This window comes from Rufibacter glacialis (assembly GCF_008271745.1).
GTDB lineage: Bacteria > Bacteroidota > Bacteroidia > Cytophagales > Hymenobacteraceae > Nibribacter > Nibribacter glacialis.
The window spans coordinates 109,701-124,686 of sequence record NZ_VKKZ01000021.1; the positions used below are offsets into that span (position 1 = coordinate 109,701).

The following is a 14,986-nucleotide window of genomic DNA, read 5'->3' on the forward strand; positions in this document are numbered from 1 at the left end:
CTTCTATGTTTCATTTTTTACTGAAAGTTCAATATTTATAAACAACCTAAAGAGCACAGGTATGGCAAAGATTATTCTGGCAGGGGGAAACGGCTTTATCGGTCGGTTTCTAACCGAGCACTTCACAAGTAAGGGGCATGAGGTGATTGTCCTCACCCGGAAACCATCTGCGCAACCTACCGCTGCCCGGCAAGTCTACTGGGACGCCGCCACCCCTACCGGCGACTGGGTGCAGCACCTGGACCACGCCGACTTGCTCATCAATCTCACCGGCAAAAGCGTGAACTGCCGGTACACAGAGAAGAACAAACGGGAAATCATTTCCAGCCGGGTGCAGGCCACGTACGCGTTAGGTGAAGCCATCAGGTTCGTCCAAAACCCGCCCCGCCTCTGGATGAACGCGGCCTCTGCCACCATTTACCGCCATGCCCAAGACGGTCCGCAGGATGAACTGACCGGCGAGGTGGGTACCGGCTTCTCTGTAGACGTCTGCTGCCAATGGGAAAACGCCTTTTATGCCCAACACACCCCGACCACCAGAAAAATAGCCCTGCGCCTGGCCATCGTGTTAGCCAAAGAAGGCGGGGTGATGCCCTATTACCTGAACCTGGCCCGCTTGGGCTTGGGCGGAAGACAAGGAAACGGCCTGCAGTGCTTCAGTTGGGTCCATGCGCAAGACGTGATTCAAAGCATTGAATTCCTGATGCGGCACGAAGAACTGGAAGGCGATTTCAACATCGCGTCTCCCAAACCCATTCCTAACCACTATTTCATGACCACCATCCGGCAGGCCTTGGGCGTACCGCTAGGGCTGCGCGCCAGAAAATGGATGCTGGAGATAGGGGCTTTCCTATTGGGCACTGAAACGGAATTGCTCCTGAAAAGCAGATGGGTGGCGCCTGCCAGACTCCTGCAGGCAGGTTATACCTTCCAAGTCCGGACCATTGAGGAAGCGGTGGCGCTTTGCCTTCCTGCCCCGGCTTTGACGCCCTTTTCAGGAAAACAGCCTAGAAACGCCGGCTTCCCTTCCTGCCAGCCCTCTGCCTAAGCCTTTCGCTTTTTTTATCCATTGAAATTCGCCTCCGCCATGAAACACACTGCCCAAAACTGGATGCTCTACGCTCTCTTTTTCAGTGCCCTCTTGGCGGCAGAGTTCCTTTGCGTTTTCTCTCCGCAACAGGAACTGGCATTTTTAGGGTTTCTCCTTTTCATGCCGACGGTGTTGTGGGCCATTTGGATCCCGTTGCGGGCGGAAGTACCGAAAAGGAACTTCACAGTATGGCTGCTGCGCCCCTGGGGCTTCTTTATTGGCAGCGCCTTGGTGGCTTGCCTGTTTAAGGGACACTTTATTGCCTATCTCCTGCTTCTTCTTACCCCTTATCTCCTCTTGTTCACCTTTGGCCCATTCCTCTTTTGCCTGGTCCTCCATGTTTTTAGCCAGCCGAACAAGATTGCCGGGAACTCCCTTTCCTGAGCATTACCCGCATACCTCCTACCGCTGAAACAAACCTTCTCCTGCCCCCTATTGCGGGTCTTCCCTCCTAACGGAATCTCTATGTCCACCAAACCCAACCTCCGCCTGACGTATGGCATTATCCTGGCCGCGCTGTACGCCGTGGTCATGCTCTGCCTCATTTCTGCAGACCATACCCTGGTGTCTATCTCCTATGTGTTCATCCTGCCGCTGGTGATTGGCTCTATCCCGGTTTTGTTCAGCACCAAAGAGCAGCTGCTTTCTTACAAGTCCCTCATCATTATTCCCTGGGGAAGCATTCTGCTTTTTGTATTGCTGGCCTTTCTCCTAAAGCTGGAGGGCATCATCTGCCTGGTCATCATTGTGGCCCCGTTTATCATGCTGGCCACGGTGGCCGCCTTTGTCATCCGGTTGTTCCGGCTGCATGCCAAAGGGCCTAAAACCCCGCTTTATTCCCTCCTGGTACTCCCGCTGCTTTTTCTGGTGGTAGAGCGGCACATCACGCCCGAAGATTCCTTTCATACCGTTACCACCTCCCTTGAAATCCAAGCGCCTCCCCCTAGGGTGTGGGAGCATGTGAAGAACGTGAAAGATATCCGGCCACAAGAGATTCAGTCCCACTTCATTCACCTGATAAATGTGCCCAAACCAGTAACCGGCCACTTAGACCGGGAAGGCGAAAACGCTACCCGCTTTATTTCCTGGGACAAAGGCATCCAGTTCAAGTTCGATATCCAGGAATGGACCGAGGGCCAGGGGTTTACTTACCAGGTCACCTTAGACGAGCACTCCATTCCGCCCAATACCTTAGATGAGCACGTGATGGTGGGCGGACAGTTCTTTGACGTAGTCAAGGGCAGTTACCATATCACCCCACTCCCTTCGGGCGCCGCCCTGCTCAGCCTTACCTCTACCTACCGGGTCACCACCACCTTTAATGCCTATTGCGCCCTCTGGGCGGATTTTCTGATGGATGACCTGCACCAGATGATTTTAGAGGTGATAAAGGGTCGCAGTGAAAAAGCAGTGCTCTCCTTAAATGTCAAGCCCCTATGAAAACCCTTGCCCTCCCCACGCCTTTTCCCACCAAGGCGGTAGCCCAGCAGCAGGACCAGCATTTCCAGAAAAGCTATCTGGTCCACCTCTTCAACGGTATGTCTTCCTCTTATGAGCGGATGAATTACCTTACCTCGTTCGGGTTCTCCCGTTTATGGAGAAGCCAGATGTTGGCGTCGCTGCCCGCCAGCGACCAACCGGTGCAGGTAGTGGATTTAATGACGGGCATGGGCGAGATGTGGGGCCCCATCCTCAGGAAATGGAAAAACGCAGACCTTACCGCCCTTGACTTCTCTGATGGCATGCTGCATTGCGCCGCTCTAAAGAACCATAAAAAGTATGAAGACAAAGTGCACCTGCACCAAACAGATGTCTTGCAGAACCCTTTGCCGCCAGCCACTTACGACGTGGTAACCTGTGCCTTTGGGCTGAAGACGCTAAGCAAAAGACAAATGAGCCAACTGGCCCGCGAAACGCATCGGCTCCTGAAACCCAACGGCCGTTTTACGTTCATAGAAATCTCTGAACCCGGCGTACCATGGCTGAAGGTACCCTACTTGTGGTACATAAGGTACCTGATACCGGTTATTGGGTTTCTCTTTGCTAGAAAGTATGGGCATTACAAAGAATTGGGGTATTATACCCAAGCCTTCGGGAACGCGCAGGAAGCAGCGGCCATTTTCAAAGAGGCAGGGCTTGCGGTCACCCCCATAAAGCTTTTCCATGGTTGTGCCACCGGGTTTTATGGCACCAAAACAACGTAACATGCACCTATGAAAAAGACCTTTCTCCAAGCCGAATGGCGCAAGCTCATCATGGCCAACTACCGGGTAGACCCGCAGGTGCTGCTCCCTTTCGTGCCAGACGGGACGGAACTGGACCTGTGGAACGGCACCTGTTACGTGAGCTTGATAGGCTTCCTGTTCCAGAACACCCGCGTCAAGGGCATCAGGGTGCCCTTCCACACCAATTTTGAGGAGGTGAATCTGCGGTTCTACGTTAAGCGCCAGGAGAACGGGGTGACGCAACGGGGAGTGGTGTTCCTTAAGGAGATTGTCCCGCGGCTGGCCATTAGCCTGGTGGCCAACACGCTCTACGGGGAGCATTATGAGACCAGGTCCATGCGCCATTCCTGGCAGGCCACGCCAACCGCCCTGGAGGTAAGCTACGCCTGGAAGCAAAAGAACTGGCACTCGCTGCGCGTGACCGCCGATCCGCGTCCGGTTCCCATTGCCGTGGGCAGTGAGGAGGAGTTTATCACTGAGCATTTCTGGGGGTTCACCCGACTTGGCGCCGGCCAGACCTCGGCGTATGAGGTGGCGCACCCCAGATGGGAGCTGTACCCGGTCCGGGAATACACCGTTGAGGTGGATTTTGAGGCTGTCTACGGTCCTGCGTTCGGGTTTCTGAACCAGACGGAGCCGGTCTCGGTGTTTCTGGCCGAGGGCTCAGAGATTCTGGTGAAAGGCGGTGGGCGGCTTTCTAACCCTCTTACCGTCTAAAGAAAACCCGGAAGGTGGTGCCCTGGTCTTTCTCGCTTTCCAGTTCAATGTGCCCCCCGGCATTCTCCACAATGCGTTTCACGATGTAGAGGCCAATGCCAGTGCCTTCCACGTGGTCATGCAGGCGCTTGAACATGGTGAAGATCTTATCCTGGTCAGAGGCGTTGATGCCCAGTCCATTGTCGCTCACGGACAATACCAGATACCCCGGGACCTCCTGAGTGGTGATCTCCACCAAGGGCATGCGGTGGGGCGAGCGGTACTTGAGGGCATTGCTCACCAGGTTGTAGACCACGCTGCGCACATTTTTAGCCGAGAACCGAACGGTGGAATCAGGGGCAAACTGGGTCTGCAGGCGCGCGCCGGTGGCATTGATCATGTTCTCGAAGTCCAGCTCCACGTCAGCCACCACCTCCGCCAGGTCAATAAAGGTAACGTCTTCGCCGGCTTCGCGCTGCACCTTGGCTACCTCGGTCAAATCGGACACGGCCCGCTTGAAGCGGCTCACTGAGGCATGCATCAACCGTAGCACCCGTTGCACCACCTCCTGCTGTTGCACCTCTTTAGGCAAATGCTCCACCAGGGTCTGCACCAGGCCCTCAATATTGGAGATAGGGGCTTTCAGGTCATGGGAGGCCGAGTACACGAAGTTGTCCAGGTCTGCGTTGATGGCCAGCAGTTCCTTGTTTTTGGCTTCAATCTGAAGCCGCGCCTCCACCTGCTCATTGATTTCCACAGCCACGGCAATCACGCCGGTCACGTGCCCCTGGGCACTGCGCAGCGGTTGGTAGACAAAGCTTAGGTATACTGTTTCCATGGCCCCGTTGCGCATAAACTGCAGGGGCAATTCATTGTTCACATACGGGATTCCGGTTTGCACCACCCCTTCCAGCAGTTCCTTGATACCCTGGCCCTTTATCTCGGGCAAGGCCTCCAATACGGGTTTCCCCAGGACCTCTTGCTGGCTTTTGCCCCAAATTTCGCAGATAGCGGGGTTGGCCAGGTCAATCACGAAGTTTGGCCCTGTGGCAATGGCAATGGCCACGGGTGCCTGCTGAAACAGGTTGCTGAGCTCGGCCTGTCGCCGGGCCGCCTCTTCGCGGGCCTGTACGCTGGCAATGGCGGTGGCAATCTGCCCAGCCACCAGTTCATGGAAGTTGAGGTAATCCGTATCATAGCCCAGGCTTGGGCTGATGCCCAAAACCAGGAATCCCAGCACCTGTTCATGCCCAGAGCGCACGATGGGCAGGACCACGGCCCGTTCTGGCAAAGACCGTTCCCCTGGCTGCCGTCCGGTTTCCACCAGCAGGCTTTTACGGGAACGCCGCACTTCTTCAAAAGGCCATTCCTGGCTTCCCTCCGGCCCCTGTAGCGAGATAACCGGTGGGGCCGGGGAAAACGCCTGCCCGGATTCTCCCAGCAAAACCGCCTGGCTTTGCGACCGGTTGACCAGGTACAGTTGGCTGAACGGGATATCATTCTGATTCTGGGCCAGCAGCGCACAGGAGGTCTGCCCCACCTGCTCCAGGGTGTGGAGCTGAGACAAGGTACCTGCCAGGGCGGTAAGGGTGCTGAGCCGGCGCTGCCCCAGCATGGTGCTGGTTTGCTCAGAGCAGGCGCAGAACACACCCGCCACCTGGCCGTCATCATCAAAAGCAGGGCTGTAGGAGAAGGTCCAGTAGGTTTCCTCCAGAAAACCGTTCCGGTCCAGGTACAACTGCAGGCCCTCGGTATAGAAAGACTCTCCGCCGGCCAAGATATTCTCGGCTATGCCGCCTATGTCTTCCCAGATCTCGGCCCAGATAGTACGCGCCGACGCCCCCAGGGCAGCGGGGTGCTTCTGGCCCAGGGCAGGCAGGTACGCGTCATTGTGGAAAGCGTACAGCCCCTGAGACCACCAAATGAACATAGGAAACTCTGAATTGAGCAACAACCTGATGTTGGCCTTCAAGCTCTGGGGCCACTGCTCAGGGCTACCCAAGGGGTGCGCCTCCCAATCATAGGCGCGCATCAAGGCCCCCATTTCGCCGCCTCGTTGAAAAATACTTAGTGCCGCTGAGGAGGTTTCTTCTTGATAGGTTGATGCCATTGGAAAGAGGGGTTATAAGCAGGGTTCACTTCTGTGGGTACCTAGCAACATACAAAATTGCCGGCAAGAACGGAAGACAATTCAAGCGCAAGCCCGGGTTTATTTCATGTCGTTTACCTGGGATCCCCTAACACCAAAGAAAAAGCCCCGCTTGCGTTGCAGGGCTCCTTTTACAGAAACAAGACCTAAATGGTTACACGTCAACTTAGAGAAGCGATGGCGGGTTTTAGGCTTAACAGGCAGCTACCTGCCCATTGGGGTTGTTTACCCGCTGGCAGAGGCAGAGAACCCTGGGCTGGAAGGCTCAAGATAATCTATCCTGATCCTTAGTGCGCTTCTGTCCACCCTACGATAAAGTGTCTGCGGCCAGATCATGTAGACAAGGCTTTCAACTCAAGCTAGGGCCTTAGAACCGGAAGAAGGTGTTGGTGCCGCCCACCTTGCCGCCAAAATTGCGGATGTTGTAGGTGAACGTCAGCAGCGCATACCGGGTAAGTACCTGGGTCTGGAAGTCTTCCACAAAATTCTCCCGTATGCTGCGGTACGCGCTGACGTTCTGGTCCAGCAAGTCATATACAGATAGCTTCAACTGGGCCCGGTCGTTTTTCATGAACAGGTAGGTGACTCCGGCATTGAGACGGCTCACGTCTTTCCGGAGGCCGGGCGCAGTGTTGGAGTTGAAGCTGTAGTCAAAAGTGGCTTCCCACACCAGCTTTTTAGGCAACCGTACCACCACCCCGGTCTTTGAGCTGCGGGTAGAAAACCGGATGTCCTGGAAGGCCTGGTTTTGGTACCGGCTGCGGCGCGACCCCAGGCTGAGGGCTTCACTGAACTCGAACTTGTCATTGAGGTTCACCCGCGCGTTCAGGGTAGGCGTGACGGAGATGGATTGGCCGTAGCTGCGCAGTTCATTGAGGAGGATGAGCGTTTTCACGTAGTTTCCCCAAACAGAGGCCGTTAACGTGAATTGCTTTTTGCCGTCAAACTTCCAGTCTTTGGAGATGTCTGCGTTCCAGTTCAGTTGCCAGTTGCCGTCTGTGTTCACGGGGCGGGTGGTTTGCTCGCCGGTGGTCTGGTTTAGGGTTCTGGCGCGGGTCACGGCGTCTTTGTTGAAGCTACCTGAAAGGTACGCCCAGTAATTGATGGACCGTTTGGTGTCAAACTTACGGAAATGCAGGTTGACTGAGTTGGAGATGGTGGGCTTTAGCTTCGGGTTGCCGAACTGGACGAACAAGGGGTTGGACTGGTCCGTGACCGGTTGCAGGTCTGCCGCCGAAGGTTCGCGCACGTTCACGTTATAGCTCAGGTTGAAGCTTTTCCAGTTGGCCGTCAAAGACGGGAAGGCATAGAAGTACTGCTGGGGAAGGGGCTTCAGTTTCTGGAAGGAATTGTCAATGTCCAGCAGGGTGAACCGGACGCCAGGCTGCACCGTCAGGTCTTTTATTTTCCATTTTAGGCTGGCGGTAAGGTGGTTGCGCCAGCCGCTCCGCTCCACCGCGTCAGACAGCTTGGGGAGCAGCACCGGCTGGTCTCTTCCTTCGGCGTCCTGGTCAAAGGTGTTCACGTAGTTCTTGTCATTGAAATACTCCGAATTGGCCCGTAAAACGCCGCTCAGGGGCTTGCTGAAAGGCTCGGTATACGAGAAAGAGGTCGTCATGGCCCGGTTGATCACCACATTGTCGCGCAGCTGATCCAGGGTTTCAGAATAGGGGTTCAGGCCAAAGTAAGAACTGTTCACCAGGTAGTCTTGGGTCTGGTTTCCGTCGTTGAAGTGGTAGGTGCCGTAGAAGTTGAAGAGGCGGCCTTTCTTCTGGCGGGAGCTGCGGTCAAAGGAGAAATTGCCTGAGAAGGTAGTGGTGTGGTTGTCCAGCACCTGATGGTTGTCACTGGTGTTGAGCGGCTCATAGAAACTGCGGAACGTATTGGTGTGGAGGTCCTGGAATGACCCACTCCGCGCCAACACCACGCTGGGCGAAAAACTGAGGTTGGTCACCGAGTCAATCTTCCAATCCAGGCGGCCTCCTATGCGGTGGCTACGGCTCTCGCTGTCCTGGTCACGGGTACGGCGCGAGATGAGGGTGTCCTGCGGCAGGTGCTGCGTGGAGTTCACCAGTTGGTTCAGGTCAGCGTCAATGCCCCCGAGGAAGTATTGCAGGTTCACCTTTACATCTCCCTTCAAAAGCGTGTTGAAATTGCCACCGGCCCCGCTGGACCGCTGAATACCTTCTTCAGTACCACCGAAGGAAATCCCATTCACCGCGAAACCGCCGTCGCTGCGTACCATGATGGAGTTCATGCCGCTGCGGCTAAAGCCCCCAATCCGGGAAATGTCTTCAAACCCGAAGGCGGGCCGGTTGAGGTTGTTCGAATAGCCCAGCACACTCAGTTGGGTCGTGTCGCGGAAAATGTTCAGGATACCGCCGCCTTCATAGCGGTTGTCAGTGCCGGTGCCCGCGTACACTTTCCCGAAGGCACCCTGCTTGATGCCTTTCTTCAGTTTCAGGTTGATCACCTGCGGAATCTCGTTCACGGGCAGGTCAGGGTCTCGGCGAAGGGCATCAGGATCGTTCACCACCTGCACCTTGTCAATCATGTCGGCGGGCAGGTTGCGCGAGGCCACCTTGGGGTCATTCCCAAAGAACTCCTTGCCGTCTACCAATATCTTGTTCACCGCCTTACCGTTCACCGCAATATTACCGGAGCCGTCTACCGTTACGCCGGGCAGCTTTTTGAGGAGGTCTTCCAGCAGCGCCGTGGGCAGGGTTTTAAAGGAGTTGGCATTGAACTCCAGCGTGTCTTTGCGCACAATGATGGGCGGCGCCTCAGAAGTGATAATCACCTCACTTAGCAAATTGTCTGACTGGGTCATCTCAATCTGCCCAAGATCCAGCGCCGCATTGCCAGAGGTCAGGGTGAACTCTTTGCGGTACACTTTGAAACCGGTCATGGTGATCACAATCCGGAGCGGTTGGTTCAGGGCCAGGCCCGGCACCTTGAAATTGCCTTTCTCATCGCTCACCCTGAAGGTGACCAAAGTAGTATCTTGAGCCGTGTAGACCGCAATGGTGGCGTAAGACAATGCCTCTTTGTGGGCGGTATCCCAGAGTTTTCCCTTCACCTCCCCCTTCTGGTTCTGGGCAAGAACGGCGGTGGAGAAACAGAAGGAGAACAGAAAAAGAAAAGCGGGTATCAGTGCTTTCATGCGGGCGCGGCAAAAGGGTTAGAGAATTTCACGGAGTAAGGGAGTATCTGGCATAATGTTAAGAAATTTACTCCATTGCCTTCTCCTACCTTTCCTAGATTTAACATAGTTTAACATTTGAAACTTTCTATTAACGTTCTGTTTTGGTGAAAACAGCCGCCAAACGAAAGGGATCGCAACTGGGGAAATAGAGGCCGTTTGGCTTGCCTTCTTTAACTTGGTCATTGTTGTCTTTGCCCTTTCCGCCGGTCCCGCTCCAGGCTGTTTTCACCTTGTTTTTCAGAAACAGTCCACTAAACCCATCATACATAGAAACTTACCTTCACTAATACCTTTTCCTTATTCAGCATTACCCAGCTGCTAACCCGGGTTGCCCTTAACAGGGCGAATTCTTTAGACGTGGATAATGACCCTTTTCTTTGTCAGGGTAGAACTCCCCAATGGGGTTGCACCCACACCAGGAAAATACAATACCTGATATTTGCATAGTGCTATTTATTTTGGTAATATTACTGGTACCAACCTTTTATAAATACCCAAGCGTATGTCAAAGAAAAGCATCATGGTCATGTGCATGGCGGCGGCACTTTCTGCCCAGGCACAGGCTCAAACCCAGAAAAAGGCTGCCCCCACCAAGAAGCCTGCCACCGTGGTAACCGCTCCGCAGAAGCAAGGCCAAACCAGATTGGTAGAGAAAGTGACCCGCAAGAGTGGCGAGTTGGTGATTCCGTATGAAAAGTATGTGTTGCCCAACGGCTTGACCGTGATCGTGCATGAGGACCATTCTGACCCCATCGTGCACGTAGACGTGACCTACCACGTAGGCTCGGCCCGCGAAGAAGTGGGCAAATCAGGGTTCGCGCACTTCTTTGAGCACATGATGTTCCAGGGCTCAGACAATGTAGCCGACGAGGAACACTTCAAGATCGTTTCGCAAGCTGGCGGCACTCTGAACGGGACCACCAACCGCGACCGCACCAACTACTTTGAGACCGTTCCCTCTAACCAACTGGAGACCGCGCTTTGGCTGGAAGCCGATAGAATGGGTTTTTTGCTGGATGCCGTGACCCAGAAGAAGTTTGAGGTGCAGCGCGAGACCGTGAAGAATGAGCGCGGCCAGAACTATGACAACCGCCCGTACGGGTTGGTGTACGAAAAAAACAGCGCCGCCCTGTACCCGTACGGCCACCCTTACTCCTGGACCACCATTGGGTATATTGAAGACCTGAACCGGGTGAACGTGAACGATCTCAAGAACTTCTTCCTGCGCTGGTACGGCCCCAACAACGCCACCTTAACGGTAGGCGGTGACGTAACCCCCGCCCAGGTGGTGAAGCTGGCAGAGAAATACTTCGGCCCCATCCAACGCGGCCCCGAGGTAAAAAACATGAAGCTGCCGGCCCCGGTGCTCACCCAAGACCGCTACATCTCCTATGAAGACAACATCCGCTTCCCTATGTTGCAGATGACCTTCCCTACGGTGCCCAATTACCACCCAGATGAAGTGCCCCTAGATGTGTTGGCGGAGATCATTGGCGGCAGCAAGACCTCTATCCTGTACCAGAACCTGACCAAAGCCCAGAAAGCCGTACAGGCCAGCGCCGGCCATCCGGCCTCTGAACTGGCGGGCGAGTTCACCTTAACCGTGCTGCCGTTGCCGGGCCAATCCCTCGCTGACATGGAGAAAGAGTTGCGCAACGCCTTGGTGGAGTTTGAGAAAAGAGGCGTCACCGATGATGACCTGGAGCGCTTCAAGGCTTCCTATGAGTCGGGCATCATCAACAGCCTTTCCAGCGTGGCAGGCAAGACCTCTACCCTGGCCGCTTACCAGACCTTCACAGGCAACCCCAACTTCCTCACCAACCAACTCAAAGCCCACCGGGCCGTTACCAAAGCCGATGTGATGCGGGTGTACAACCAGTACCTCAAAGGCAAAAAGGCCGTGGTTTTGAGCGTGGTGCCCAAAGGCAAACCAGAGATGGTGGCCAAACCAGACAACTTCAAAGTAGACCCAAGCGGTTACAAAGCGCCCGCTGACCAGTACGCCGGCCTCACCTACGTGAAAGCCAAAGACACCTTTGACCGCAGCAAAGTACCAGCCGCCGGCAAGAACCCGGTGATCACCGTACCGCCCTTCTGGAAACAGAATCTGGCTAACGGTATCAAAGTAATCGGTGCCAAGAATGACGAGGTGCCTACCGTAACCTTGCTGTTCACGTTGCAAGGCGGCCACAAGCTGGAGGCGCACGATCCGTCTAAAGCCGGCATCGCGTCTTTGATGGCGTCGCTCATGAACGAGGACTCTGAGAAATTCACTGCCGAGGAAATCAGCACGAAACTGGAGAAACTGGGCTCGTCTATCTCCTTCGGGAGCGGCTCTGAGACCATGACCGTGCAGGTGCAGAGTCAGGTAAAGAACCTGGATGCCACCCTGGCGTTGCTGGAAGAGCGCATGATGCACCCCCGTTTCTCCCAGGATGATTTTGACCGCCTCAAGAAGCAGCGCCTGGAAGCCATCAAGAACCAAAGCACCCAGCCTACCGTCATCGCCAACAATGTGTACAACAAAACCCTGTATGGCGAAGGCCATATCCAGGCCATTCCGGTCATTGGCACCAGCACCACCGTGGAAAGCATCACCTTAGATGACGTGAAGAAATTCTATGCCAACTACTTCTCGCCCAGCGTGACCAACTTGGTGGTGGTAGGTGATGTGGAGCAAAACCAGATCATGCCCAAGCTGGCCTTCCTGAACAAATGGGCCGCCAAGCCCGTGACCATGCCCGCCGAACCTAAACTGGCCAGCATTGACAAAACCAGGATCTTCATCGTGGACAAAGAGAAAGCCGCCCAGTCTGAGATCAGAATCGGGTACATGGCCATGCCCTATGACGCCACCGGTGACTTCTACAAAGCCGGTCTCATGAACTACGTGCTGGGTGGGGCCTTCAACAGCCGCATCAACCTGAACCTGCGCGAAGACAAAGGCTACACTTATGGCGCCGGCTCCTACTTCTCCGGTACTGAAAGTTCAGGGCCTTACACCGCCTATGCGGGCGTGCGGTCTAACGTGTCAGACAGCGCCGTGGTGGAGTTCATGAAAGAGATCAAGCGTTTCAGGGAAGAAGGCATCACCGACGAGGAACTGGCCTTCATGCGCAGCGCCATCGGGCAGAGTGACGCCCGCAAGTACGAGACCTCGTTCCAGAAAGCCGCGTTCCTCAACAACATGCTGCGCTACAACCTGGACGCCGATTACGTGGCCAAGCAGAACCAGATCCTGCAAACCATCACCAAAGAGGAGATCAACGCCCTGGCCAAGAAATACCTGCCCATAGAGAAAATGAGCATCATGCTGGTAGGTGACAAGGTCTCTATCAAACCCGGGCTGGAGAAACTGGGCTACGAGGTGGTAGAACTGGACCCAGACGGCGCCCCGGTTCTGGCCAAGGCCGATGTTCCGGTTACCCCTGCTGAACCCAAGAAAGCGGAGCCCGTGAAGAAAGGCCGCAAAGCCCGCGCAGAAGGACGCGTCTTCTAAGTACATCCTGGTTCAAATCTCAGGTTACTGACAGCTGAACTACCCAATTAAAAGGCGTTTTCGGGAAAAGCACCCGAAAACGCCTTTTTCCTCTTTAAAGCGGAAGTATTGTTCTACCCGTCAGAAACAAGGGAGAACATACTCATTAACTATGCTTTTGAGGCTATCGCCTCACTGAAGTTGCAAACCTCAGGTCATGGCAGGTCCAAGTCAAAGACTTGAACCATGGAAGGTCTTTTTGCAAGTAGGGAGGTTGAGCAGGTGTAAACATCCCCTTCGCCCCCTTCAAAGGGATAGGGCCGTTAAGTTCTAAAGATATAGCTGGTTCAAGTTTCTAACTTGGACCCAAATTGAGCTGAAGTTTGCAACTTCAGTGAGGCGAAAGCCTCAAACTAGGCAAGAATGGAAATGAATTTCACCCCAGTCTAAGCCTTTAAAGTAGAACTTAACAGCCCTGCTTCAAAGGAGGAGTATCTGGAATGTGTGGGAGAAAAAGAGAGCAAGGCGAAAGAGACAAGGCGGTGCCGTTGTCTCTACGGGGGTTATCCCCGCCTTCCCACGCGTTGTCTGTTCCAGTCATTCCTTTGAGCGCCTCGCTTTTGGCCCTGGATGGACGGGTACTAAGAGAGATGAACGGCTCAGGCCGTAAAGGGCAGTGCGAGAGGGAAAGACGGGGCCTCGCGACCTTGAGCGCACGGAGGGCAGCCATGCAACAAGCTAGCATAAAGGCCTCGAAAACAGCGGCCACCACGCCAGCAAGGACAAAAGGCGTGCACTTGATACCGCAAAGGAAGAAGCGGTTGGGAGATGCAGTTTCGGTTGTTGGTGAGAACACCAACAACGGCGAAAGGGCTTCGCCAAAAGCACCTGCTACGCCAGCAACGGCATAAGGCAGGCACCTACCCTTTTCTTGGAGTCAAGCAGACAGAAACTTACCAGGTCTTGATCTGCTGCACCAACGTATCGCCCGCCATCCAGGCCATGGCCAGCACCACCAATATCCCAAACAAGGTCAATAGCCGGGGGTGCACATAAGCCCCCATGATACTCTTCTTGTGGGCGGCAATGAGCATGGTGCCCAGGGTGACCGGCAGCACGAACCCGTTCAGCAGGCCCGCCCACACCAGCAGTTGCACCGGCTTGCCAATGGAGACGAAAATAACCGTGGAGATGAGGATGAACCCAATAATGAACCAGTTCTCTTGCCGAGCGATTCGGGGATGGAACGATTTGATGAAAGAGACCGAGGTGTACGCAGACCCCACCATCGAGGTGATCGCTGCTGCCAGCATCATGACGCCAAACAACTTGTAGCCTACCTCGCCCGCTGCCAGTTCAAACACCGAGGCCGGCGGGTTCTCAGGGTTCAGCACGTGGCCGCCCTGCAATACACCCAGGGTAGCCAGAAACAGAAACACCCTGATCACCGAGGCCAACGTGATGCCCGACACGGCACTCACGGTCACCTGCCCCAAGGCTCCTTTTCCTTTCACGCCCGCGTCTAGCAAGCGGTGCCCACCGGCAAAGGTGATGTAGCCGCCCACCGTGCCGCCCACCAAGGTGATAATCGCCGTGAAGCTCACTTGCTCCGGGGCCACCGTTCTGAGGGCGGCCTCGGCCAATGGCGGCGAAGAAACCCAGGCCAAGTACACAATCAGCCCAATCATGAGAACACCCAATACCTGCGCGAAGCGGTCCATGAGTTGGCCGGCCTCGCGCACCAGAAATATACCGATGGCCACGGCCGCCGAGATCACCGCCCCAGTTTCCACCGAGAGGCCGGTCAGTACGTTGAGCCCTAACCCCGCGCCGCCCACGTTCCCAATGTTGAAGGCGAAGCCGCCCAGCACAATCAGGAACGCGATGAACCCACCCAAGCCCGGCAGCACCGCATTGGCGATGTCCTGGGCCCGTTTCTCAGAAAGGGCAATCACCCGCCACACGTTCAATTGCACACCGATGTCCAGCAGAATGGAGAGCAGGATCACAAACCCGAAGCTCGCGCCCAGGCTCTGGGTGAAAACGGTGGTTTGGGTCAGGAAACCCGGCCCTACGGCCGAGGTGGCCATGAGGAAAGCGGCGCCCAGGAGCACACTCCGGTTTTTGGTTTGTTTCATAAAAA

At 55.2% G+C, this 14,986-nt stretch carries 9 protein-coding genes; 6 read left to right on the top strand and 3 right to left on the bottom strand.

The window, feature by feature from the left end:
* The first annotated feature begins 61 nt into the window (after window positions 1-61).
* The 5 genes from FOE74_RS12170 to FOE74_RS12190 all read left to right on the top strand — a co-directional run bounded on the left by FOE74_RS12170 (window position 62) and on the right by FOE74_RS12190 (window position 4,032).
* Entirely contained in the window at window positions 62-1,048 is a 987-nt protein-coding gene (locus tag FOE74_RS12170) for a TIGR01777 family oxidoreductase (protein WP_149098898.1), read from the top strand.
* A 93-nt stretch (window positions 1,049-1,141) separates the two neighbouring features.
* A complete protein-coding gene (locus FOE74_RS12175) occupies window positions 1,142-1,474 on the top strand; it encodes a hypothetical protein (protein WP_149098899.1) in 333 nt (110 codons plus the stop codon).
* Between the two features lie 81 nt (window positions 1,475-1,555).
* On the top strand, window positions 1,556-2,530 hold the full coding sequence (locus FOE74_RS12180; RefSeq protein ID WP_149098900.1) for a hypothetical protein: 975 nt from the start codon (window positions 1,556-1,558) through the stop codon (window positions 2,528-2,530).
* Window positions 2,527-3,294 (top strand): class I SAM-dependent methyltransferase, encoded by a 768-nt coding sequence (locus FOE74_RS12185; protein WP_149098901.1) that lies wholly within the window; start codon window positions 2,527-2,529, stop codon window positions 3,292-3,294. The genes FOE74_RS12180 and FOE74_RS12185 overlap by 4 nt, the downstream gene beginning before the upstream one ends.
* 9 nt (window positions 3,295-3,303) lie before the next feature.
* On the top strand, window positions 3,304-4,032 hold the full coding sequence (locus FOE74_RS12190; RefSeq protein ID WP_149098902.1) for a YqjF family protein: 729 nt from the start codon (window positions 3,304-3,306) through the stop codon (window positions 4,030-4,032).
* On the opposite strand, the gene FOE74_RS12195 is transcribed toward FOE74_RS12190, so the two are convergent.
* Both FOE74_RS12195 and FOE74_RS12200 read right to left on the bottom strand, forming a co-directional pair.
* Window positions 4,022-6,121: a PAS domain-containing sensor histidine kinase gene (locus FOE74_RS12195; RefSeq protein ID WP_225840793.1), complete on the bottom strand. Its 2,100-nt coding sequence runs from the start codon at window positions 6,119-6,121 to the stop codon at window positions 4,022-4,024. The two genes, FOE74_RS12190 and FOE74_RS12195, sit on opposite strands and share 11 nt — an antisense overlap.
* Window positions 6,122-6,527: 406 nt before the next feature.
* Window positions 6,528-9,323 (bottom strand): outer membrane beta-barrel protein, encoded by a 2,796-nt coding sequence (locus tag FOE74_RS12200; RefSeq protein ID WP_149098903.1) that lies wholly within the window; start codon window positions 9,321-9,323, stop codon window positions 6,528-6,530.
* 544 nt (window positions 9,324-9,867) lie between these two features.
* Here FOE74_RS12200 and FOE74_RS12205 point away from each other — a divergent pair.
* On the top strand, window positions 9,868-12,864 hold the full coding sequence (locus tag FOE74_RS12205) for a M16 family metallopeptidase (protein ID WP_149098904.1): 2,997 nt from the start codon (window positions 9,868-9,870) through the stop codon (window positions 12,862-12,864).
* 932 nt (window positions 12,865-13,796) lie between these two features.
* Here FOE74_RS12205 and FOE74_RS12210 read toward each other — a convergent pair.
* Window positions 13,797-14,981 (bottom strand): NRAMP family divalent metal transporter, encoded by a 1,185-nt coding sequence (locus tag FOE74_RS12210; RefSeq protein ID WP_149098905.1) that lies wholly within the window; start codon window positions 14,979-14,981, stop codon window positions 13,797-13,799.
* Between the last annotated feature and the right edge of the window lie 5 nt (window positions 14,982-14,986).

What these genes read in the sequence shown, in the direction of transcription:
- FOE74_RS12170 (WP_149098898.1), top strand. Translation starts at nt 62, where the DNA reads ATGGCAAAGATTATTCTGGCAGGGGGAAACGGCTTTATCGGTCGGTTT.
- FOE74_RS12180 (WP_149098900.1), top strand. Translation starts at nt 1,556, where the DNA reads ATGTCCACCAAACCCAACCTCCGCCTGACGTATGGCATTATCCTGGCC.
- FOE74_RS12185 (WP_149098901.1), top strand. Translation starts at nt 2,527, where the DNA reads ATGAAAACCCTTGCCCTCCCCACGCCTTTTCCCACCAAGGCGGTAGCC.
- FOE74_RS12190 (WP_149098902.1), top strand. Translation starts at nt 3,304, where the DNA reads ATGAAAAAGACCTTTCTCCAAGCCGAATGGCGCAAGCTCATCATGGCC.
- FOE74_RS12195 (WP_225840793.1), bottom strand. Translation starts at nt 6,121, where the DNA reads ATGGCATCAACCTATCAAGAAGAAACCTCCTCAGCGGCACTAAGTATT.
- FOE74_RS12200 (WP_149098903.1), bottom strand. Translation starts at nt 9,323, where the DNA reads ATGAAAGCACTGATACCCGCTTTTCTTTTTCTGTTCTCCTTCTGTTTC.
- FOE74_RS12205 (WP_149098904.1), top strand. Translation starts at nt 9,868, where the DNA reads ATGTCAAAGAAAAGCATCATGGTCATGTGCATGGCGGCGGCACTTTCT.
- FOE74_RS12210 (WP_149098905.1), bottom strand. Translation starts at nt 14,981, where the DNA reads ATGAAACAAACCAAAAACCGGAGTGTGCTCCTGGGCGCCGCTTTCCTC.